The organism is Streptomyces amritsarensis (assembly GCF_001953875.1).
GTDB classification, from domain to species: Bacteria; Actinomycetota; Actinomycetes; order Streptomycetales; family Streptomycetaceae; genus Streptomyces; species Streptomyces amritsarensis.
Genome location: NZ_MQUR01000021.1, coordinates 65,681 through 86,642, shown reverse-complemented (window position 1 = coordinate 86,642; position 20,962 = coordinate 65,681). Strand labels below are relative to the sequence as shown.

Below are 20,962 nucleotides of genomic sequence, written 5' to 3'. Positions count from 1 at the left end.
CCGGCCCCGCAGGAGAGATTCCTGCGGGGCCGGGCCTCACGTCACATTCGCCGGGCGGTATCAGATCTCGCCCCGGAGCTTGGCGAGCGCCTCGGCGAGGATCGCCTCGCCGTCGGCGTCCGAGCGCCGTTCGCGCACGTACGCCAGGTGCGTCTTGTAGGGCTCGGTGCGCGGCGGCGCGGGCGGGTTGTCCCGGTCCTGGCCGGCCGGGAACCCGCAGCGCGGGCAGTCCCAGGTGTCCGGCACCTGCGCGTCGCTGGCGAAGCTCGGCTGCGTCTCGTGCCCGTTCGAGCACCAGAAGGAGATGCGCAGGCGGGGCGCGGACTCGCCGCGCTCCGCCTCACCCATCGGCCCCGCTCCGACCCGGCTACCACGGATCGCGTTGCCACTTGCCACGGTCGTAACTCCCTGCGTGATGGTGCCGCGGAGTATGAGTGGAATTTCCGCCGCGGAGCGCCCAAGTCTACGTAAGGCCCAACGCACGTCCAGCGAGCGGAGTTACTGATTCCACGTCGCGGACGCCAGCCTCATCATAGGTCGGGCGATGCCGACCGGACTGCCGGAATGGCGAGAACGGTCAGCTGCCCGACTTCATCACCAGGCCGAGCGCGACGATGCACGCGAACCAGAGCAGGCCCACCACGACGGTGATGCGGTCCAGGTTCCGCTCCGCGACGGAGGAGCCGCCGACCGACGACTGCATGCCGCCGCCGAACATGTCGGAGAGGCCGCCGCCCTTGCCCTTGTGCATCAGCACGAGCAGCATCAGCAGGGCGCTGAAGACGATCAGGGCGATCGAGAACCCCATAATCACGGCTGATTCCTACTTTCTGGCTTTTTCAGGCTTTCCGGCTTTGCGGGATGTGCGCGGGGGCCAGCGGCTGGTGGTCCAGCCCCTGGCCCCCGCAAGGGTACGACGGATCGGCCCTACCGCATACTCACTGGTCGCGGAAGCGGACGATCTTGACGAACTCGTCCGCGTCGAGCGCCGCGCCGCCGACCAGGGCGCCGTCGACGTCGGGCTGGGCCATGATCGCCGCGATGTTCCCGGACTTCACGGAGCCGCCGTACTGGATGCGGACCTTGTCGGCCAGCTCCTGCGAGTACAGCTCCGCGAGGCGGCCGCGGATGGCCCCGCAGACCTCCTGGGCGTCCTCGGGGGTGGCGACCTCGCCGGTCCCGATGGCCCAGACGGGCTCGTAGGCGATCACGATGGACTCGACCTGCTCGGCCGGGACGTCCTTCAGGCCGCCGTCGAGCTGGGCGAGCGTGTACGGGACCTGCCGGCCGGCCTTGCGGACGTCCAGGCCCTCGCCGACGCACAGGATCGGGGTGATCCCGTGCTTGAAGGCGGCCTTGACCTTGGCGTTGCAGATCTCGTCGGTCTCGCCGTGGTACTGGCGGCGCTCGCTGTGGCCGACGGCCACGTACGTGCACTTGAGCTTCGACAGCATCGGGCCGGAGATCTCGCCGGTGTAGGCGCCGGAGTCGTGCGCGGAGATGTCCTGGGCGCCGTACTTGATCTTCAGCTTGTCGCCGTCGACCAGGGTCTGGACGGAGCGCAGGTCGACGAAGGGCGGCAGGACCGCGACCTCGACGGCGTCGTAGTCCTTGTCGGCGAGCGCGAAGGCGAGCTTCTGGACGTGGGCGATGGCCTCGAGGTGGTTGAGGTTCATCTTCCAGTTGCCCGCCATGAGCGGGGTGCGGGTGGTCATGCGGGTTCAGCCCTCCAGGGCGGCGAGGCCGGGGAGCGTCTTGCCCTCGAGGTACTCGAGGGAGGCGCCGCCACCGGTCGAAATGTGGCCGAAAGCGTTCTCGTCGAAGCCCAGCGTGCGGACCGCGGCGGCGCTGTCGCCGCCGCCGACGACGGTGAAGGCGTCACTGTCGACGAGGGCCTGCGCGATCGCGCGGGTGCCTCCGGCGTAGTCGGGGTGCTCGAAGACGCCCAGGGGACCGTTCCAGAACACGGTCGCCGCGTCGGCGATCTTCGAGGCGTACAGCTCGCGGGTCTTGGGACCGATGTCCAGACCCTCCTTGTCGGCGGGGATCTTGTCCGCGTCGACGGTGGTGTACTCGGCCGGGGTCTTGCCCTTGAGGTCGGGGAAGTCCGTCGAGGCCAGGATGTCGACCGGCAGGACGAGCTCGACGCCGGTGGACTCGGCCCGGGCCATGTACTCCTTGACCTTTTCGACCTGGTCCTTCTGGAGCAGGGAGATGCCGACCTCGTAGCCCTTGGCGTAGAGGAAGGTGTAGGCCATGCCGCCGCCGATCAGGAGGCGGTCGGCCTTGCCGAGCAGCTCGTCGATGACGGCGAGCTTGTCGGAGACCTTGGCGCCGCCGAGGACCACGACGTAGGGCCGCTTGACCTCGTCCGTCAGCTTCTTCAGGACGCCGACCTCGGTGGCGATGAGCTGCCCGGCCGCGTGCGGGAGCCGCTTGGGCAGGTCGAAGACCGAGGCGTGCTTGCGGTGGACGGCGCCGAAGCCGTCGCCGACGTAGACGTCGGCGAGCTCCGCCAGCTGGTCGGCGAAGGCGCCGCGCTCGGCGTCGTCCTTGGAGGTCTCGCCGGCGTTGAAGCGGAGGTTCTCGATGACGGCCACCTTGCCGTCGGTGAGGGCGGCGACGGTCTCCTTGGCGGAGGAACCCACGGTGTCGGTGGCGAACGCGACGTCCGCGCCGAGCAGTTCACCGAGGCGCGCGGCGGCCGGCGCGAGCGAGAAGGCCGGGTCCGGGGCGCCCTTGGGGCGGCCGAGGTGCGAGGCCACGATGACGCGGGCGCCGGCCTCGGCGAGCTTCGCGATCGTGGGCTGGACGGCGCGGATGCGGCCGTCGTCGGTGATGGTGCCCTCGGCGAGCGGGACGTTGAGGTCCGCGCGGACGAAGACCCGCTTGCCCTTGACGCCTTCGGCGAGCAGTTCGTCGATCGTCTTCATGTGTTTCTGACTCCTTTGGGCGCCCGTGTCGGGGGCGAAGAACGACTGGCAAGCTACAGGGTCCGGACTGCGCATCGTCGCGCGGCCCGGACCCTGTGCTTCACATCGTGGTGTCAGCCCGGGAAACTCAGAGCTGGCCGCCGACGAAGACCGTCAGGTCCACGAGGCGGTTGGAGTATCCCCACTCGTTGTCGTACCAGCCGACGACCTTGACCTGCTTGCCCTGGACCATGGTCAGGGAGGAGTCGAAGGTGCAGGACGCCGGCCAGTTCACGATGTCGGAGGAGACGATCGCGTCCTCGGTGTAGTCGAGGATGCCCTTCAGCTGGCCCTCCGAGGCCTTCTGGAAGGCGGCGTTGATCTCGTCCTTGGTGACCTCGCGGTCGAGTTCCAGCACGAGGTCGGTGACCGAGCCGGTCGGGACCGGGACGCGCATGGCGATGCCGTCCAGCTTGCCCTTGAGCTGCGGGAGGACCAGTGCGGTGGCCTTGGCGGCACCGGTGGAGGTCGGGATGATGTTCTCGGCGGCGGCGCGGGCGCGGCGCAGGTCCGAGTGCGGGAAGTCCAGGATGCGCTGGTCGTTGGTGTACGCGTGGACCGTCGTCATCATGCCCTTGACGATGCCGAAGTTCTCGTCGAGGACCTTCGCCATCGGCGCCACGCAGTTCGTGGTGCAGGACGCGTTGGAGATGACGTGGTGGTTGGCCGCGTCGTACTTGTCCTGGTTGACGCCCATCACGATCGTGATGTCCTCGTCCTTGGCCGGAGCCGAGATGAGGACCTTCTTCGCGCCGGCCGCGAGGTGCTTGGCGGCGTCGGCCTTCTTCGTGAAGATGCCGGTCGACTCGATGACGATGTCGGCGCCCAGTTCGCCCCAGGGGAGGTTCGCGGGGTCGCGCTCGGCGAAGGTCTTGAAGGTGTTGCCGCCGACGGTGATGGTGTCGTCGGTGTGGGACACGTCGGCCTTGAGGCGGCCCAGAATGGTGTCGTACTTGAGAAGGTGCACCAGGGTGGCGTTGTCAGTCAGGTCGTTGACACCGACGATCTCGATGTCCGCTCCCTGCTCCAGGAGGGCCCGGAAGTAGTTGCGGCCGATGCGGCCAAAACCGTTGATGCCTACGCGGATCGTCACGAACCGATCTCCTCGTTGGTGCGCCGGTGAGAGCGCCGGCGAGCTGAAATGGGATGTCCCCGACCGCTTACGACCCTACCTCTCCGTGAGCTTTTGGGTGACATCGGTCGAGGGCTGACACTCCCCCCACTTCGCCGGGGTATCCCCTGCGGGGCCCGCTCGGGACGTACCGGCGCGGGCCCCGGGGACCTTGACCCCGGTCACTCTGGGTGAGCGTCGAGGGTGGCGCTGATCAGCGGTTGAGCGAGCGGAGTGCCTTACCGACGAGTAGGGCGCGGTCCGCCGCCGCGGGCAGGTGTTCCAGGCCGAAGCCCAGAAGGACGGTGTCACGCGTGGTCACCGAGGCGTAGGAGCGGAAGAGCTCGCCGGTGCGGGACCAGTCGCCCGCGACGTCGGGGCTTCCGGCGGGCGCGCCCTGGGCCGCCCACGCGCCGAGGGAGGTCTCGAACCCCTCGACGGCCTGTTCCCCGCCGGCGGTCGACAGCCGCGCCTCGTCCGCGAAGACGCCGCGTCCGCCCGAACCCGGGTCGGTGATGGAGGAGAGCGAGAGCTCGACGGAACGGCCCGCGTAGGCGCTCAGGTCGAAGGAGACCTGCTTCCAGCCGCCGGAGGACCCGGTGAAGGTGTTCCACCGGCCGCTGGTGCCCTGCGGGCTGCAGCCGCCGCCGTCCAGGGTGAGGTAGCGGCGCAGGAACGGGTGGCCGTTGATGAAGAACCCGGCCGCGCACTCCTCCGGGACGGCCGAGCTGCTCAGCCCGCCCTCCTCCGGCAGCATGGTCCAGTCGTCGCCGCCGGCGCTGCGGGCCTCCAGTGCGGCGTGGTCGTAGCCCTCCTCGGTGTTCCAGTTGAGGGCGAGCTTCAGCTTCGGCTGGTCGGCGGCGGTCACCCCGGTGAGGTCGAGGGTGCGGACGAGCCGCTTCCAGTCGTTGTCGGTGTGGAGCGCCGAGGCCATCCCCGTGCCGGCGTAGGGGGCGTACGGGTTCGTGACGCCGGTGTACCGGCCCGCCTGCGCGCTGGAGAACTGCGGGAACTGCGCGGGCGCCAGGGTCTCGGAGGTCACGGTGTAGGAGCCGGGGGCGTTGAGCGGGTTGCCCGCGGCGTCACCCAGGCCTCCCTGCGCACCCTGGAGGGCTCCGGTGCCGGCGAAGCCGGTGGCGCCGGGGGTGCTGCTGCGGCCGTAGGCGCCCAGCCAGTACTGGCTGAAGTCGTTGGTCACGGCGCGGCCGACCTGGGCGTTGCCGCCCGCCAGCTCGCCGGCCTCGATCAGCCGGCCGCCCTCGTTGAGGAAGTCGCGCACCGCCAACTGCGTGTCGCCGCCGGGCGACTTGGCGCCCGTGTAGTGGACGGCCGTACCGAAGTGGGAGAGGACACCCAGGTGGTGCGGGACGCCTTGGACGGCGACGTCCCAGACCGCGGCGGACCGGCCGTTGGCGCGCAGCGCGTCGACGTACTTCTGGGCGTGCTGGGCGGCGGCGCCCTCCTCGGCGACCACCAGCACGTCGGCGCGCGGCCGCTCGGCCACCGTGTACGTGAAGTGCTCGCTGGAGACCCGCTTGCCGGAGCGGTCGCGGCCGGTGAACCAGACCTCGACCTTGTCGCCGGGCTTCGCGCCCTCGACCTCGGCCCGGTACTCGTCGAACCAGTTGTTGTCCTCGCCGCCGTAGACGTCGCCGCCCTTCCAGGCCTCGAGGTCCTCGTCGTGCGTGCGGCCGCCGTTGATGCGGTAGTTGAGCTCCTTGTCCTTCAGGGCCTTGCGGGCCGTGACGGCGACCTCCTGGTCCTGACCGCGGGCCGCGTAGGAGGTGGTGAAGGCGTCGAGGGTGAAGTCGGCCGCGCTCAGGCCGACCGGGGACGCCGGGCGGTCCGGGTGCGCGGCGCTCTCGCCGACCGCGAGGGCGAAGGGGACGTTCTTGGCGAACTCCTCCTGGATGAGCTTCTCGTCGTCCGGGAAGTTGAAGCCGGAGGCGCAGTCCTCGGGCCTCCACCGGTCGTTCGGGTCGCTCGCGGAGGCGGTCTGGCAGGTGGTCATCTCCGGCGTGAACATCATGATGCCGTTGACGTTGGCGCCGTGGCCGTCGGCCTCGCCGTTGGTGGTGTAGAGCTCCGAGGACACCTGCGGGTAGTAGCCCGGGACCGCCGGGTTCTCGGGGGTGCCGGCGAGCGCCTTGTAGGCGACGTCGTCCGGGGTGGGGGTGGCCACCTGCCAGCCGACGCCGTAGAGGATCAGCTCGGCGGCGGAGTGGTAGTTGACGGCGTACTCGAAGCCGATGCGCTTCTGGAAGGCGTCGAGGGCGACGGTCTCGGGCTCGGAGGAGGCCTTGGGGCCGCGGTAGGTCTCGCCGGCCTGGTTCGGCGAGGAGCCCTCGTTGTCGTAGCCCCACTTGTAGGCGAAGTTGCGGTTGAGGTCGACCCCGTCGCCGGTGGTGATCCTCCCGTCGCCGTTGTTGTCGCGCAGGTTCTTGCGCCACAGCCGCTGGCTCTCGGCGGCGTGGGTGTGGTCGTAGCCGTCGGGGTTGGCGCTGAGCAGGAACCACAGCTCGCTGGAGTCCACCAGCTTCGTGATCCGCTGGTCCTTGCCGTAGTGGTCGAGGGTGTGGTGCATCAGCCGCCGGGTCATCTCGGGGGTGATCCACTCGCGGGCGTGCTGGTTGGACATGTACAGCACGGAGGGTTTGGAGCCGTCCCTGGTCTTCTTCGCGTTCTTGCTGACCTTGAGCGCGAGGATGTCCTTGCCCTGGACGGTCCTGCCGATGGAGACGACCTTGGTGAGCTCCGGGTTCTCCCCGGCCGTGCGCAGGATCTCCTCCTGGAGGCCGCCCTTGCCGCTGTACGGGCGGAACACGCCGTCGCCGGCGGCCTTGGCCCGGGCCAGGCCCTGGGCGGGGATCTTGCGCTCGGCGAGCCGGACGCCCTGGGCCGCGAGCTCGCCGGCCTGGGCCGCGGTGAGGAAGAGCTCGACCCGGGCGGTCCCGGTCTCCGGGGCGCGTTCGGTGAGCTCGTGGGCGTCCTGGCCGGCGGCGAGGACGAGCGGCACCTGTTCCTTGGTGATGTCGGCGTCGTAGACCCGCACCTCCTCGGTGCCGGCCGCGCCGGCGGTGCCGGGCCGGTCCTGGGCCGCCGCGGGCAGCGCGGCGAGTGTGGTTCCGAGAACGAGTGCGCTTGCGGCGAGGACGACTCTCGCGCGGTGACTCATGTGCCCCCCTGGGCGTCGGCTGCCACGAAAGGTTCGGACGCCAGACTCAAGACCGGCCCATGCTCATGTCAATGGGGCATACCGCGAAGGGGCCCGCACGAGTGATCGCACGAGCCCCTTCTGCCGTAGGCGGTCTCCCACCCGGCGCAGTCATCCGGCCATGTTGTCGGCCATCTCCTCGCTGAGGTCGAGGTTCGACTCGGTGCCGGGGATGCCGAGGTCCTGGGCCCGCTTGTCGGCCATCGCCAGCAGGCGCCGGATGCGGCCGGCGACCGCGTCCTTGGTCAGCGGCGGGTCGGCGAGGGCGCCCAGCTCCTCCAGGGAGGCCTGCTTGTGCTCCATGCGCAGCCGGCCGGCGGCGGCGAGGTGCTCGGGGACCTCCTCGCCGAGGATCTCCAGCGCGCGCTGTACGCGGGCGCCGGCGGCCACGGCGGCCCGCGCCGAGCGGCGCAGGTTGGCGTCGTCGAAGTTGGCGAGGCGGTTGGCGGTGGCGCGCACCTCGCGCCGCATCCGCCGCTCCTCCCAGGCCAGCACCGACTCGTGCGCGCCGAGGCGGGTCAGCAGGGCGCCGATGGCGTCGCCGTCGCGGACCACGACCCGGTCCACTCCGCGCACCTCGCGCGCCTTCGCGGCGATGGAGAGCCTGCGGGCGGCGCCCACCAGGGCCAGGGCGGCCTCCGGGCCGGGGCAGGTGACCTCCAGGGAGGAGGACCGGCCCGGTTCGGTGAGCGAGCCGTGGGCCAGGAAGGCGCCGCGCCACGCCGCCTCGGCATCGCAGGTGGCTCCGGAGACCACCTGCGGGGGAAGACCCCGGATGGGGCGTCCGCGGCCGTCCACGAGGCCCGTCTGGCGTGCCAGCTGGTCACCGCCGGCCACCACACGGACCACGTAGCGGCTGCCGCGGCGCAGTCCGCCGGGCGCCATCACCACGAGGTCCGAGGAGTGCCCGAAGATCTCCAGGATGTCCTTGCGCAGACGTCTGGCGGCGATCCCGGTGTCCAGCTCCGCCTCGATGACGATGCGGCCGCTCACCAGGTGCAGCCCGCCCGCGAACCGAAGGATCGCCGAGACCTCCGCCTTCCTGCAGCAGGTCCGGGTGACGGGCAGGCGGGAGATCTCGTCCTTCACCGCAGGCGTCATCGCCATGGGCCGATCCTTCCATGCATCCGAAAAATACGGTCGTACGCGGCGGCCAGCAGCTCCGGGTCGTGCTTCGGCGAGCCGTCCTGCCTGGCCACGGGCGCCAGCTCGACCGCGGCACCGAACCGTTTCGCGGCATCGGCAAGGGACTCGCGGTCGGGCACGGCGGCCTCGTCGGCCAGCACCACGTCCAGGGCGAGTTTAGGGGCGTGTCGGGCCAAAACCTCCAAATGACGCTGCGGAGAGAAGCCCTCTGTTTCGCCGGGCTGCGGCGCGAGGTTCAGCGACAGGACCCGCCGGGCCTTGGTCTCGACGAGCGCGTCCAGCAGTTCCGGCACCAGCAGGTGCGGGATCACGGAGGAGAACCACGAGCCCGGGCCCAGCACCACCCAGTCGGCGTCCAGCACCGCCGCGACGGCCTCCGGCACGGCCGGCGGGGCGCTCGGCACGACCTGTACGGAGAGCACCTCGCCCGGGGTCAGGGCCACGGTGGCCTGCCCGCGGACGGTGTCGACGTCCTCGGGCCGGGCCGGGTCGTGGCCCCTGACCAGGGCCTGGAGCTCCAGCGGCACCGCCGACATCGGCAGCACCCGCCCCTGTGCGCCCAGCAGCCGGCCCACCAGGTCGAGGGCCTGGACGGGGTCGCCGAGCTGTTCCCACAGGGCGACGATCAGCAGGTTGCCGACGGCGTGCCCGTGCAGGTCGCCCTCGGACTGGAAGCGGTGCTGGATGACCCGGGCCCACGTCTGGCCCCAGTCGTCGTCCCCGCACAGCGCTGCCAGCGCCTTGCGCAGGTCGCCGGGCGGCAGCACGTCGAGCTCCTCCCGGAGCCGGCCGCTGGAGCCGCCGTCGTCGGCGACGGTGACCACGGCGGTGAGGTCACCGGTGATCCGGCGCAGGGCTGCGAGGGAGGCCGACAGGCCCTGTCCGCCGCCGAGCGCGACCACCTTGGGCGTGGCGCCCCTCCGGCGGCCGGAGCGGCCCGCGCCGTCGTCTCCCCGTCCCGGGGTGAGGCGGCGCAGGCGGCTCAGCCGCGGGGTCCGTGCGGTCACTCGCGCCCCATGTCCCTGTGGACGACGACGGTCTCGACTCCCTCGGAGGCGAGGCGGGCGGCGAGCTTCTCGGACATGGCCACGCTGCGGTGCTTGCCGCCCGTGCAGCCGACGGCGATGGTCACGTACCGCTTGCCCTCGCGGCGGTAGCCGGTGGCGATGAGCTGGAGCAGTTCGGTGTAGCGGTCGAGGAATTCCTTGGCGCCGGGCTGGCTGAAGACGTACCCCGAGACCTCCTCGTTGAGCCCGGTGAAGGGGCGCAGCTCCGGGACCCAGTGGGGGTTGGGGATGAAGCGGCAGTCGACGACGAGGTCGGCGTCGACGGGGAGGCCGTACTTGTAGCCGAAGGACATCACGGTGGCCCGCAGCTCGGGCTCCTCGTCCCCGGCGAACTGGGCGTCCATCTTGGCGCGCAGCTCGTGCACGTTCAGGCTGGAGGTGTCGATCACCAGGTCGGCGTCGCCGCGCAGCTCGCGCAGCAGGTCGCGCTCTGCGGCGATGCCGTCGGTGATGCGGCCGTCGCCCTGGAGCGGGTGCGGGCGGCGGACCGACTCGAAGCGGCGGACCAGCGCGTCGTCGGAGGACTCCAGGAAGACGATGCGGCGCGTGACGCCCTTGTGGTCGAGGTCGGCGAGGGACTCGCGCAGCGCGTCGAAGAACTGCCGGCCGCGGACGTCGACGACGACCGCGATGCGGGCCACGTTGCCCTGGGAGCGGGCGCCGAGCTCCACCATCGTCGGGATCAGCGCCGGCGGGAGGTTGTCGACGACGAACCAGCCGAGGTCCTCCAGACACTTGGCCGCCGTGCTGCGGCCGGCCCCGGACATGCCGGAGATGATCACCAGCTCGGGGATGGCCGCCTCGGCGGTCTCGCCGGGCTCCACTGTCGTGCCCGTACTCACCTGTGCTCCGTCTCGGTCGTGCGTGGTCTCGTGCTCGGTCATTGCTCGGTCCCCCGTTCGGACGATGCTCCCGCTGGCGCGGGGTTCTCATCCTCAATGATCTCTCCTGTGGCCGTGTTGACGGCAGGACCGGCGGGGACCGCCCCGGCGAGGGCCGCGGCCACGGTTTCGGCCGTCTTCCGTCCTATGCCCGGGACCTCGCAGATCTGGTCGATTGTCGCCTGTCTCAGCTTCTTCACCGAACCGAAGTGCTTCACCAGGGCCAGCTTGCGGCTCTCGCCGAGGCCGGGCACCTCGTCCAGCGGCCCCGCCTTCAGGCGCTTGCCGCGCTTGCTGCGCTGGTACTGGATGGCGAAGCGGTGGGCTTCGTCACGCACCCGCTGGAGCAGGTAGAGGCCCTCGCTGGTGCGCGGCAGGACGACCGGGTCGTCCTCGCCGGGCAGCCAGACCTCCTCCAGCCGCTTGGCGAGGCCGCACACGGCGACGTCGTCGATGCCGAGCTCGTCCAGGGCACGGCGGGCGGCGGCCACCTGGGGCCGTCCGCCGTCGACCACGACGAGCTGCGGCGGGTAGGCGAAGCGCTTGGGCTTGCCGTCGTCCTCGGGGGGCCCGTCCTCGCCGTCCTGGGGGTCCCACTCCCCCGTCCTGGACTTCTCCAGGAGGTAGCGGCGGAAGCGCCGGGAGACCACCTCGTGCATGGACCGGACGTCGTCCTGCCCCTCGCCGTGCCAGACCTGCGTGTCTCCGACACGGCCTTTGATCTGGAAGCGCCGGTACTCGCTCTTGCGGGCCAGGCCGTCCTCGAAGACGACCATGGACGCGACGACGTCGTCCCCCTGGAGGTGGGAGATGTCGAAGCACTCGATGCGCAGCGGTGCGCCGTCCAGCTCCAGGGCCTCGGCGATCTCCTCCAGGGCCCGGGAACGGGTGGTGAGGTCGCCGGCGCGCTTGGTCTTGTGCAGGGCGAGGGACTGCTGCGCGTTGCGGTGGACGGTCTCCATGAGGGCCTTCTTGTCGCCGCGCTGCGGTATCCGCAGGCTGACCTGGGAACCCCGCCGCTCGGCGAGCCACTGGGCCAGCGCGGGCGTGTCGTCGGGGAGCGCGGGGACCAGCACCTCCTTGGGGACGGACTCGCCCTTCTCCTCGCCGTAGAGCTGCTGGAGGGCGTGCTCGACCAGTCCGGCCGTGTCGACCGCCTCGACCTTGTCGGTGACCCAGCCGCGCTGTCCGCGGACGCGGCCGCCGCGGACGTGGAAGATCTGCACGGCGGCTTCGAGCTCGTCCTCGGCGACGGCGATCAGGTCGGCGTCGGTGGCGTCGGCGAGCACCACGGCGTTCTTCTCCATGGCCCGGCGCAGGGCCCCGATGTCGTCGCGCAGCCTGGCGGCCTTCTCGTACTCCATGTCCTCGGCCGCGATGTGCATCTCCTTCTCCAGCCGGGAGAGGTAGGCACCGGTGCGGCCGGCCATGAAGTCGCAGAAGTCCTCGGCCAGTTCGCGGTGCTCCTCGGGGGTGACCCGGCCGACGCAGGGCGCGGAGCACTTGCCGATGTAGCCGAGGAGGCAGGGCCGGCCGATCTGGGCGGAGCGCTTGAACACCCCGGCGGAGCAGGTCCGGACCGGGAAGACCCGCAGCATCAGGTCGACGGTCTCGCGGATCGCCCAGGCGTGGGCGTACGGGCCGAAGTACCGCACGCCCTTCTTCTTGGGCCCCCGCATGACCTGGACCCGGGGGTACTCCTCGTTCAGGGTGACGGCGAGGGAGGGGTAGCTCTTGTCGTCCCGGTACTTCACGTTGAACCGGGGGTCGTACTCCTTGATCCAGGAGTACTCCAGCTGGAGCGCCTCGACCTCGGTGGAGACCACGGTCCACTCCACGGACGCGGCCGTGGTCACCATGGTGGCGGTACGGGGGTGCAGGCCGGCGACGTCCTGGAAGTAGTTGGCCAGGCGCTGGCGCAGGCTCTTGGCCTTCCCGACGTAGATCACCCGGCGGTGCTCGTCGCGGAACCGGTAGACGCCCGGGGAGTCGGGGATCTGCCCCGGCTGGGGGCGGTAGCTGGAAGGGTCGGCCATGCCAACCACCCTACTGGCGCGCGCCGACAACGCCCCGCCGTCCCGGGCCCCGGCGCGGTAGGCGGATCCGGCGTCCGCCGGTGCCCCGGAGGCCTCCCGGACCGCGGGCGGGCCGTGCGACCGCCCGCCGCCCGGCTCTCGCGGGTTCCGCCTCGCTCTGCCCCGCCGACGGGCCGTACGTGTCCGGCTGTGCCGCCGCGGCCGCCCCTCAAGCGCCGGCGGGGCGTGAAGACCGGCCCCGCCGGCGTGTGAGGGGCGGAGCCCGGGGCGGAGCCCGGGGCGGAGCCCGGGGCGGAGCCCGGGGCGGAGCCCGGGGAGACGGCGGAGTGCGGGGCGGGGAGAGCTGCCCGCGGGGCCCGGCCTCCGGCGCCGGCCGAGCCCGACGGGTGCGGCGGCTAGGGCGCGGCCCGGCGCCGGGACCGCCGCAGCAGCACCCCGGCCCCGGCCAGCGCGAGCACCCCGGCTCCGGCCCCGGCCGGCAGCACCCCGGGGGCGGTGCCCGGGCCGGAGTCCGAGCCTTCGGGTTCGGCGAAGCCGCCGGCCGCGCCGCGCCCGGCGTACGGGGAGCCGGGGAGCTTGTCCCCGTAGGCCCCGACCACCCGCGCCCGGTAGGCGCCGAGCGTCGTGCCCGCGGCGCCCACGGCGCGTACGGCGTCCTCGTCCAGCGGCAGCACCCGGTCGCCGCCGGCGACGTACCAGGCGTCGATCTGCGGTTCCCGGAACACGGTCCCGCCGGGCAGTTTCGCGGCGCCCAGTCGTGCGTAGCGGAATTCGTCGTCGCCGGTGGCGATGTTCACGACCTGCCAGCCCGTCTTCGTCCGGGCGGTCCACAGGGCGGCCTGCTGCCCGTCGGAGGAGACCGCCTTGCTGGCGAGGAACTCCAGGCGGGCGACGGACGCACCCGCCCGGCCCGCGACGAAGTCCGGGGAGAGGTGGTTGACCGGTATCGCCTCGCCCTCGATACGGGGCTGCGCGGCGGCGGCGGCGACCCTGCCCTCCCGGGCGAAGAACCGGGAGAGCGTGGCCAGGGTGTCGGGGGCGGTCGCCGCCTGCGCGGCGGCCGCCCTGTTCTCGGCGGTGGCCGCCTGGGGCTGCGGCTCGGGGGCCGCGGCGGCGGCCCGCGGGGCGAGCCCGAGGAGGGCGGTGGCGGCGAGGACGGCCGCGGCGGCCGAGGCGCGCAGGGTCATGGCGCTCACGCCCCGATCCGGTAGAGGGAGTGGGTCCAGGAGAAGGTGTTGTTGTTGACGTACCAGGCGTGGGAGGCCCAGTTGTAGCGGTCGCTGGAGGGCCAGGGGTCGCCCCAGTAGACCCAGTTGCCCGCGGTGTCGTAGCCGTGGACGACGTGCATGTGGCCGCCGCCGTTCGACCACTGGATGCGGGTCTCGATCGGGCGGCCCGCGTTGATCTCGGTCTGGACCGTGGAGTACTGCAGCCAGCCGTTGACGTACGAGCCGGGGTTGATGCCCGCCCAGCGCAGCCCGGTCTGGACGTTGCCGAGGGTGGCCTGGTTGTTCGGGCAGTCGGTGCCCTGCTGGCGGTTGAAGGCGGCGTTGCAGAACTGGTTCTGGCTGTAGGTGCGGCCGAACCAGGTGGCGATGGTGTTGCCGCCCGCGGCCCAGCACCAGTTGCTCTTCTGCTGCGCCTGCATGGTGATGTTCAGGCGCTTTTGCGCCAGGGCGAGGTCGGGCCCGGCGTCGGCACCGGCGGCGGTGGCGGCGCCGGCGGCGGGGCCCGCGGCGGTGGCGGTGCCGGCGGGCAGGGCGAGGAGCAGGGCGGTGAGAACGGCGGTGAGGAGGGCGGCCGGGGAAAGCCGCCGGTTTCGGTTGCGCATCGCGTTCCTCCCGAGGTGGGGAGTGGGGGGGTGGAGGAGCGCGTCCGGACGCTGTGGAGGAGCATCAGGGAGTTGTCGCGATCAGGTCAACACGCTTCAATACGCGGTGACGTTGCAGTGTGAACGGTGGGACTGCGGTGTGAACGGTTGCTGTCGTTCCACCTGGCCCCCCGACGCTGCCGCCGAGACCCCCACCTCGGCGCGTGTGAACGTTCACAGAGGAGTCGCCATGCGGCCTTCCACGGATCCGGCGACCATGGCGGAACTGAACCGGCTGCTGCGCGCCGGCCCCTTCCACCTCGCCCTGCGCGCCGCCCTCGCGGCCCGCGGGCTGCCCCTCCAGCGGGTGCAGCACCGCCTCGCGGCGCAGGGCATCAAGGTCGGTGTGACCAGCCTCAGTTACTGGCAGCAGGGCGCCCGCAGGCCGCGCCAGCCGGAATCCCTGCGGGCCGTCACCGCCCTGGAGACGATCCTGGAGCTGCCCGACGGCGCCCTGGTCAGGCTGCTGGCGGTCCCGGACCCGGCGTCCGTCGCCGGGCCCGCCGCCCGTCCGGCCGGCCGCTCGTACCGGGCCCTGTTCAGCGGGGGCGGCACGGTTGAGCGGCTGCTGGACGGGATGGAGCTCCCGCCGGACGGCGGGCTGCACTCGCTCGGCCACCACGAGCGGGTCCGCATCGGAGCGGCGGGCGAGCTGCGGGTCCGCGAGTCGCAGCAGATCGTCCGGGCGCACCGGGACGGGGTCGACCGCTACCTCGCCGTGCACCACGGCGACCCGGGCTGCGACGTGTCCCGGGTGCGCGTGACGGCGTACGAGAACTGCCGTACGGGCCGGGTGCGGTGCCATCCCGAGGCCGGGGTGGTCGTCGCGGAGCTGCTCTTCGACGCCCGGCTGCGCCGCGGCGACACCTACGTCTTCGGCTACGGCGTCGAGGACGGCACCGGTCCGCGCAGCGGCGAGTACGTGCGCGGCTTCAGCTACGCGGGCGGCCAGTACATGCTCCAGGTCCGCTTCGACGCGGCGGCCCTCCCGGTGCGCTGCCGGCGGTTCGCCCGCAGCGGGCCGGAGGCCCCGCGCACCGGCCTGGCCGATCTGACGCCGAGCGGCCGGCACCGGGCGGTGCACCTGGTGGAGCAGTCGGTGCGGCGCGGGATCCTCGGGATCGCCTGGGACTGGGACTGATCCGGACGGGACGGGACGCGGGTCAGCCGGCGACGAGCCTGCCGTTCTCCGAGCGGACCGGCACCTCCGGCAGCGGCCGGTCGGCCGGGCCGCTCAGCACCTTGCCCGTCGACACGTCGAAACGGCTCCCGTGGCAGGGGCAGTTCCCCTCCCCCTCGACGATCTTGTCGAGGACGCAGCCGGCATGCGTGCACTGGGCGCTGAACGCCTTGTACCGGCCCTCCGCCGGGCAGCTGACGATCAGCTTCCGCTCCCGGTAGAGCTTGGCGCCGCCCACCGGGACGTCGGACGCGGCTCCCAGGTCCACCGGGGCGGTGGGGGTCGCGGGGGTGTTGCCGCCGCTGTTGGTCTGCGTGGAGCAGGCCGTGAGCGCCGCCCCGGCGCCTGCGGCCCCCGCGAGCGCGGCGGCGCCCTTGAGGACGGTACGGCGGGCGGCGGACTGCGGCGCGGACATGCGGTTCTCCTGAGGTGCGGGCGCGGTGGGACGGGCACGGAGGGGGACGGGCCGGGGCCCGGCCCGTGCACCGGCCCACCCGACGATACCGCCGCTGCATGGAGTACCTTCCTCCGCGTGATCGTCGTCGGCGGAGAAGCCCTCATCGACCTGGTGCCCGCGGTCGGACCGCCCGGCGCCCTGCTGCCCCGGCCGGGCGGCGGGCCGTACAACACGGCGCGCGCCCTCGGGCGGCTCGGCGCGGACACCGCCTTCTGTTCCCGGGTCTCGACGGACGGTTTCGGCGAGAGCCTGCTGGCCGGACTGCGGGCGGCCGGGGTGGACGTGTCCCTGGTCCAGCGCGGGCCGGAGCCCACCACCCTCGCCGTGCCCTCCCTGGCCCCGGACGGCTCGGCCTCCTACGGGTTCTACGTCGAGGGCACCGCGGACCGGCTGTTCACCCTGCCGCCCGCCCTCCCGGAGGGGGTACGGGCCCTCGCGCTCGGCACCTGCTCGCTCGTCCTGGAGCCGGGCGCGAGCGCGTACGAGGCCCTGCTGCGCCGGGAGTCGCGGCGCGGGCTGCTGACCCTGCTGGACCCGAACATCCGGCCGGCGCTGATCGGGGACGCGGCGGGCTACCGCGCGCGCTTCACCGAGCGGCTGCTGCCGCACACCGGCGTCCTGAAGCTGTCCGAGGAGGACGCCGCCTGGCTGGGCGGGCGGGTCGGGGACTGGCTGGCGGCCGGCCCCTCGGCGGTGGTGCTGACCCGCGGCGCGGCGGGCCTGACGGTGTGGACGCGGGAGGGCGCCGAGCACTCGGCCGCGGCCCGCCCGGTCGCGGTGGCGGACACGATCGGGGCGGGCGACACCGTCAACGCGGCCCTGTTGCACCGCCTGGCGGCGGATCCGGGCGCTGCGGTGGACTGGCCGGACGTCCTGGCCTACGCCGCCCACGCGGCGGCCCTGACCTGCACCCGCCCGGGAGCGGAACCCCCCTACGCGGCGGAGCTCGGCGGATAGCCGCCGGACGGCACGGGCGCCGCGGCGTCCTGCCGGTCGGCGCGCCCTGCGCCGCGGGGTCATGGTGGCCGGGGCGCCCGGCCGCGGCGCGGTGAGGCATCCGCGGAGCGGACCGGGCGGAGCCGCGGACGGCAGAAGGGGCCCGGCAGCCACCGCCGGCCCTCCTGGCCCGGCCCCGGCTCCGGGCCCCTTCCCCCTGGCTTAGGCCTTGCGGGCCCGCGTCGTCGTCTTCTTGGCCGCCGTCTTGGCCGCCGTCTTCTTGGCGGGGGCCACCTTCTTCGCGGCGGCCGCCTTCTTGGCCGGGGCCTTCTTCGCCGCGGCCCGCACCGGAGAAGCCCCGGCGTCGGAGACCCGGTCGGCGCCCAGGATGTCCCGCAGGAACTTGCCCGTGTGGCTCGCACCCACCGAGGCCACCTGCTCGGGCGTGCCCTCGGCCACGACCAGGCCGCCGCCGTAACCGCCTTCGGGGCCCATGTCGATGACCCAGTCCGCGGTCTTGATGACGTCCAGGTTGTGCTCGATGACGATCACCGAGTTCCCCTTGTCGACCAGCCCCGACAGCACCTTGATCAGCTTCGAGATGTCCTCGAAGTGCAGGCCGGTCGTCGGCTCGTCCAGCACGTACACCGTCCGGCCCGTGGAGCGCTTCTGCAGCTCGGAGGCGAGCTTCACGCGCTGCGCCTCGCCGCCCGACAGGGTCGGCGCGGACTGGCCGAGGCGGACGTAGCCCAGCCCGACCTCGTTCAGCGTCTTGAGGTGGCGCGCGATGGTCGGCACCGCCTCGAAGAAGCCCAGCGCCTCCTCGATCGGCATGTTCAGGACTTCCGCGATGGACTTGCCCTTGTAGTGGACCTCCAGCGTCTCCCGGTTGTACCGGTCGCCGTGGCAGACCTCGCACGGGACGTAGACGTCCGGCAGGAAGTTCATCTCGATCTTGATCGTGCCGTCGCCGGAGCAGTTCTCGCACCGGCCGCCCTTGACGTTGAAGGAGAAGCGGCCCGGCAGGTAGCCGCGCACCTTCGCCTCCATCGTCTCGGCGAACAGCTTGCGCACGTGGTCGAAGACGCCGGTGTACGTCGCCGGGTTCGACCGGGGCGTCCGGCCGATGGGCGACTGGTCGACGTGGACGACCTTGTCGACGAGGTCGTCGCCGTCGACGCGGGTGTGCCGCCCCGGCACCGAGCGGGCGCCGTTCAGCTCGCGCGCCAGGTGCGTGTAGAGGATGTCGTTGACCAGGGTCGACTTCCCGGAGCCCGAGACACCGGTCACGGCCGTGAGCACGCCCAGCGGGAAGGAGACGTCGATGTCGCGGAGGTTGTTCTCCTTGGCGCCGTGGACGGTCAGCCTGCGCTCGCCGTTCACGGGCCGTCGGATGTCCGGGATCTCGATGGACTTCTTCCCCGACAGGTACTGCCCGGTCATCGACTCGGTGTTCTTCAGCAGCTCCTTGAGCGAACCGCTGTGGACCACCTTGCCGCCGTGCTCGCCCGCGCCCGGACCGATGTCGACGACCCAGTCGGCCACCTTGATGGTGTCCTCGTCGTGCTCCACGACGATGAGCGTGTTGCCCATGTCCCGCAGCCGCACCAGCGTCTCGATCAGCCGGTGGTTGTCTCGCTGGTGCAGGCCGATCGAGGGTTCGTCCAGCACGTAGAGGACGCCGACGAGGCCGGAGCCGATCTGCGTGGCGAGCCGGATGCGCTGGGCCTCGCCGCCGGACAGGGTGCCTGCGGCCCGGTTGAGGGAGAGGTAGTCCAGTCCGACGTCCACGAGGAAGCGGAGCCGCTCGTTGACCTCCTTCAGGACCCGCTCGGCGATCTTCTTGTCGCGGGCGTCGAGGCGCATCCGCCCCAGGAAGTCCGCGCACTCGCTGATCGACATGGCGGCGACCTCGGCGATGGACTTCTCCATCACCGTCACCGCGAGGACGATCGGCTTGAGGCGGGTGCCCTCACAGGTGGGGCAGGGCACCTCGCGCATGTAGCCCTCGAAGCGCTCGCGGCTCGCGTCGCTCTCCGACTCCGCGTGCCGCCGCTTCACGAACGGCACCGCGCCCTCGAAGGCCGTCGTGTAGGCCCGCTCCCGCCCGTAGCGGTTGCGGTAGCGGACCTCGATCTGCGTCCTGTGCCCGTAGAGCAGGGCCTTCTTCGCGCGCGCCGGCAGTCCGGCCCACGGGATGTCCGTGCGGAAGCCCAGCTCGCCGGCGAGCGCGCCGATCAGCCGCTGGAAGTAGTCCTTGGTGTGGCCGAGCGACCACGGGGAGACGGCGCCCTCGTCGAGGGACTTGTCCTCGTCCGGGACGATCAGCTCCGGGTCCACCTCCATGCGCGTGCCGATGCCGGTGCACTCGGGGCAGGCGCCGAAGGGCGAGTTGAAGGAGAAGGAGCGCGGCTCCAGCTCCTCGAAGGAGAGGTCGTCGTACGGGCAGTAGAGGTGCTCGGAATACATCCGCTCACGCTCGGGGTCGTCCTCGGCGAGGTCGACGAAGTCCAGGATCACCATGCCGCCGGAGAGGCCGAGGGCCGTCTCCACGGAGTCGGTGAGCCGGCGCTTGGCGCTCTCCTTGACGGTGAGGCGGTCGATGACCACCTCGATCGTGTGCTTCTCCTGCTTCTTCAGCGTCGGCGGTTCGGAGAGCTGGATGGTCTGCCCGTCGACCCGCGCCCGGCTGTAGCCCTTGGTCTGGAGGTCGGCGAAGAGGTCGACGAACTCGCCCTTGCGCTCGCGCACGAGCGGCGAGAGCACCTGGAAGCGGCTGCCCTCGGGGAGCGCGAGCACCTTGTCCACGATCGCCTGCGGCGACTGGCGCGAGATGGGCCGGCGGCACTCGGGGCAGTGCGGCTTGCCGATGCGGGCGAAGAGGAGGCGGAGGTAGTCGTAGACCTCGGTGATGGTGCCCACCGTCGAGCGCGGGTTGCGCGAGGTGGACTTCTGGTCGATCGAGACGGCCGGCGAGAGGCCCTCGATGAAGTCGACGTCGGGCTTGTCCATCTGCCCGAGGAACTGGCGGGCGTACGACGAGAGCGACTCGACGTAGCGGCGCTGGCCCTCGGCGAAGATCGTGTCGAAGGCCAGGGAGGACTTGCCCGACCCGGAGAGTCCGGTGAAGACGATGAGTGAGTCGCGGGGCAGGTCGAGCGAGACGTTCTTGAGGTTGTGCTCGCGAGCGCCACGAACGATGAGACGGTCGGTCACGCCGGTCCGCACCTTTCTTGAGAGAGCGGGGGGCACGGCCCCCGTCCCAGGGTATGGGGGGCGCCTCTGCGGTGGAGATGGAGTCTGGACTTCGAGCGTATAGCACGCACATTCGATTTACGGCACTCCGCAGACCTCTTCACCCGATCGTGTGGCCGCGGGCTGCGAGCACTAGGCTCGACGTCATGACTGATCATGTGCACGACCTGCGATCTGTACGTGAAGCCACGGACCGGCTGCTGACCGCGGTCGCGAAACTGGACAACGCCGCCCTGTCCGAGGAGTCACACCTCCCGGGCTGGACCCGGGGCCACATCCTGGCCCACCTCGCGCGCAACGCCGACGCCCTCCTGAACGTCTTCGAGGGCCGCCCGATGTACGAGAGCGGCGAGGCGCGCGACGCGGACATCGCACGCGACGCCGGCCGGCCTCTGGAAGAACACCTGGCGGACCTCCGTGATTCCGCGGCCCGCTTCCTCGCCGCCACGGAGCACGACCAGGACTGGTCGCGCACCGTCGAGCTGCGGGGCGGCGTCACCGACCTCGCCTCGAACGTGCCCTTCCGCCGCTGGGTGGAGGTGGACCTGCACCACGTCGACCTGAACATCGGCTACGAGCTCGGCGACCTTCCGGAGGAGTTCACCGACCGCGAGATCGCCTTCCTCGCCGACCGCTGGTCCGGACGCCCGGAGGTGCCCGCCACGGCCCTGGCCGCCACCGACGGCCGCACCTGGCGCACCGGCTCCGCCGGGGACCCCGCCGTGACCGTGTCGGGCTCCCCCGCGGCCCTGCTCGCCTGGCTCGCGGGCCGCGGCGACAAGGGCGCCTCCCTGACCACCGGGGGCGGCCCCCTCCCCGAGCTCCCGCCCCTGTAGG

General features: G+C 72.0%; 17 protein-coding genes. 3 read left to right on the top strand and 14 right to left on the bottom strand.

Annotated features, from left to right (window positions below; translation table 11 throughout):
• Window positions 1-60: 60 nt before the first annotated feature.
• From AVW11_RS12385 to AVW11_RS12330, 12 genes are all read right to left on the bottom strand, one after another.
• On the bottom strand, window positions 61-396 hold the full coding sequence (locus AVW11_RS12385; RefSeq protein WP_010352468.1) for an RNA polymerase-binding protein RbpA: 336 nt from the start codon (window positions 394-396) through the stop codon (window positions 61-63).
• Window positions 397-577: 181 nt separating this feature from the next.
• Entirely contained in the window at window positions 578-808 is a 231-nt protein-coding gene (gene secG / locus AVW11_RS12380) for a preprotein translocase subunit SecG (protein WP_030831296.1), read from the bottom strand.
• 130 nt (window positions 809-938) lie between these two features.
• Window positions 939-1,715, bottom strand: coding sequence for a triose-phosphate isomerase (tpiA, locus tag AVW11_RS12375; protein WP_076043999.1), 777 nt, complete (start codon window positions 1,713-1,715; stop codon window positions 939-941).
• Between the two features lie 6 nt (window positions 1,716-1,721).
• Window positions 1,722-2,933 (bottom strand): phosphoglycerate kinase, encoded by a 1,212-nt coding sequence (locus tag AVW11_RS12370; protein ID WP_060180270.1) that lies wholly within the window; start codon window positions 2,931-2,933, stop codon window positions 1,722-1,724.
• 127 nt (window positions 2,934-3,060) lie between these two features.
• The gene (gap, locus tag AVW11_RS12365; protein ID WP_030846288.1) at window positions 3,061-4,065 is read right to left on the bottom strand and encodes a type I glyceraldehyde-3-phosphate dehydrogenase; all 1,005 of its coding nucleotides are present in this window, start codon (window positions 4,063-4,065) and stop codon (window positions 3,061-3,063) included.
• A gap of 232 nt (window positions 4,066-4,297) precedes the next feature.
• Window positions 4,298-7,258 carry a M14 family metallopeptidase gene (locus tag AVW11_RS12360; RefSeq protein ID WP_060180271.1) on the bottom strand — a complete coding sequence of 987 codons (2,961 nt, stop codon included), beginning with the start codon at window positions 7,256-7,258 and terminating at the stop codon, window positions 4,298-4,300.
• Window positions 7,259-7,408: 150 nt separating this feature from the next.
• The gene (gene whiA, locus AVW11_RS12355) at window positions 7,409-8,404 is read right to left on the bottom strand and encodes a DNA-binding protein WhiA (RefSeq protein WP_030009075.1); all 996 of its coding nucleotides are present in this window, start codon (window positions 8,402-8,404) and stop codon (window positions 7,409-7,411) included.
• Window positions 8,395-9,450, bottom strand: a complete 1,056-nt coding sequence (locus tag AVW11_RS12350) for a gluconeogenesis factor YvcK family protein (RefSeq protein ID WP_060180272.1) — start codon at window positions 9,448-9,450, stop codon at window positions 8,395-8,397. The genes whiA and AVW11_RS12350 overlap by 10 nt, the downstream gene beginning before the upstream one ends.
• Complete coding sequence (gene rapZ, locus AVW11_RS12345; protein ID WP_030766667.1) at window positions 9,447-10,394, bottom strand: RNase adapter RapZ; 948 nt, start codon at window positions 10,392-10,394, stop codon at window positions 9,447-9,449. Before rapZ ends, AVW11_RS12350 begins: the two co-directional genes overlap by 4 nt.
• The gene (gene uvrC / locus AVW11_RS12340) at window positions 10,391-12,427 is read right to left on the bottom strand and encodes an excinuclease ABC subunit UvrC (RefSeq protein WP_076043998.1); all 2,037 of its coding nucleotides are present in this window, start codon (window positions 12,425-12,427) and stop codon (window positions 10,391-10,393) included. Before uvrC ends, rapZ begins: the two co-directional genes overlap by 4 nt.
• A 395-nt stretch (window positions 12,428-12,822) precedes the next feature.
• Window positions 12,823-13,614 (bottom strand): hypothetical protein, encoded by a 792-nt coding sequence (locus AVW11_RS12335; RefSeq protein WP_060180286.1) that lies wholly within the window; start codon window positions 13,612-13,614, stop codon window positions 12,823-12,825.
• 5 nt (window positions 13,615-13,619) lie between these two features.
• Entirely contained in the window at window positions 13,620-14,258 is a 639-nt protein-coding gene (locus tag AVW11_RS12330; protein ID WP_060180274.1) for a papain-like cysteine protease family protein, read from the bottom strand.
• A 229-nt stretch (window positions 14,259-14,487) separates the two neighbouring features.
• Here AVW11_RS12330 and AVW11_RS12325 point away from each other — a divergent pair, with 229 nt between their 5' ends.
• Window positions 14,488-15,438 carry a hypothetical protein gene (locus tag AVW11_RS12325; RefSeq protein WP_076043997.1) on the top strand — a complete coding sequence of 317 codons (951 nt, stop codon included), beginning with the start codon at window positions 14,488-14,490 and terminating at the stop codon, window positions 15,436-15,438.
• Between the two features lie 22 nt (window positions 15,439-15,460).
• Here AVW11_RS12325 and AVW11_RS12320 read toward each other — a convergent pair whose 3' ends face one another.
• Window positions 15,461-15,892, bottom strand: coding sequence for a Rieske (2Fe-2S) protein (locus AVW11_RS12320; protein ID WP_030846307.1), 432 nt, complete (start codon window positions 15,890-15,892; stop codon window positions 15,461-15,463).
• Between the two features lie 117 nt (window positions 15,893-16,009).
• Here AVW11_RS12320 and AVW11_RS12315 point away from each other — a divergent pair, with 117 nt between their 5' ends.
• On the top strand, window positions 16,010-16,891 hold the full coding sequence (locus AVW11_RS12315) for a carbohydrate kinase family protein (RefSeq protein WP_076043996.1): 882 nt from the start codon (window positions 16,010-16,012) through the stop codon (window positions 16,889-16,891).
• Window positions 16,892-17,092: 201 nt separating this feature from the next.
• Here the strand turns inward: AVW11_RS12315 and uvrA are convergent, their stop codons facing one another.
• Complete coding sequence (uvrA, locus tag AVW11_RS12310; RefSeq protein ID WP_076043995.1) at window positions 17,093-20,086, bottom strand: excinuclease ABC subunit UvrA; 2,994 nt, start codon at window positions 20,084-20,086, stop codon at window positions 17,093-17,095.
• A gap of 185 nt (window positions 20,087-20,271) precedes the next feature.
• On the opposite strand from uvrA, the gene AVW11_RS12305 reads away from it, so the two are divergent.
• Window positions 20,272-20,961 carry a maleylpyruvate isomerase family mycothiol-dependent enzyme gene (locus AVW11_RS12305; protein ID WP_076043994.1) on the top strand — a complete coding sequence of 230 codons (690 nt, stop codon included), beginning with the start codon at window positions 20,272-20,274 and terminating at the stop codon, window positions 20,959-20,961.
• The last annotated feature ends 1 nt before the right edge of the window (window position 20,962 follow it).

Excerpts from the sequence above, each read along its gene's own strand:
- secG (WP_030831296.1), bottom strand. The coding sequence starts at position 808 with ATGGGGTTCTCGATCGCCCTGATCGTCTTCAGCGCCCTGCTGATGCTG.
- tpiA (WP_076043999.1), bottom strand. The coding sequence starts at position 1,715 with ATGACCACCCGCACCCCGCTCATGGCGGGCAACTGGAAGATGAACCTC.
- AVW11_RS12370 (WP_060180270.1), bottom strand. The coding sequence starts at position 2,933 with ATGAAGACGATCGACGAACTGCTCGCCGAAGGCGTCAAGGGCAAGCGG.
- AVW11_RS12360 (WP_060180271.1), bottom strand. The coding sequence starts at position 7,258 with ATGAGTCACCGCGCGAGAGTCGTCCTCGCCGCAAGCGCACTCGTTCTC.
- whiA (WP_030009075.1), bottom strand. The coding sequence starts at position 8,404 with ATGGCGATGACGCCTGCGGTGAAGGACGAGATCTCCCGCCTGCCCGTC.
- rapZ (WP_030766667.1), bottom strand. The coding sequence starts at position 10,394 with ATGACCGAGCACGAGACCACGCACGACCGAGACGGAGCACAGGTGAGT.
- uvrC (WP_076043998.1), bottom strand. The coding sequence starts at position 12,427 with ATGGCCGACCCTTCCAGCTACCGCCCCCAGCCGGGGCAGATCCCCGAC.
- AVW11_RS12335 (WP_060180286.1), bottom strand. The coding sequence starts at position 13,614 with ATGACCCTGCGCGCCTCGGCCGCCGCGGCCGTCCTCGCCGCCACCGCC.
- AVW11_RS12330 (WP_060180274.1), bottom strand. The coding sequence starts at position 14,258 with ATGCGCAACCGAAACCGGCGGCTTTCCCCGGCCGCCCTCCTCACCGCC.
- AVW11_RS12325 (WP_076043997.1), top strand. The coding sequence starts at position 14,488 with ATGCGGCCTTCCACGGATCCGGCGACCATGGCGGAACTGAACCGGCTG.
- AVW11_RS12320 (WP_030846307.1), bottom strand. The coding sequence starts at position 15,892 with ATGTCCGCGCCGCAGTCCGCCGCCCGCCGTACCGTCCTCAAGGGCGCC.
- AVW11_RS12305 (WP_076043994.1), top strand. The coding sequence starts at position 20,272 with ATGACTGATCATGTGCACGACCTGCGATCTGTACGTGAAGCCACGGAC.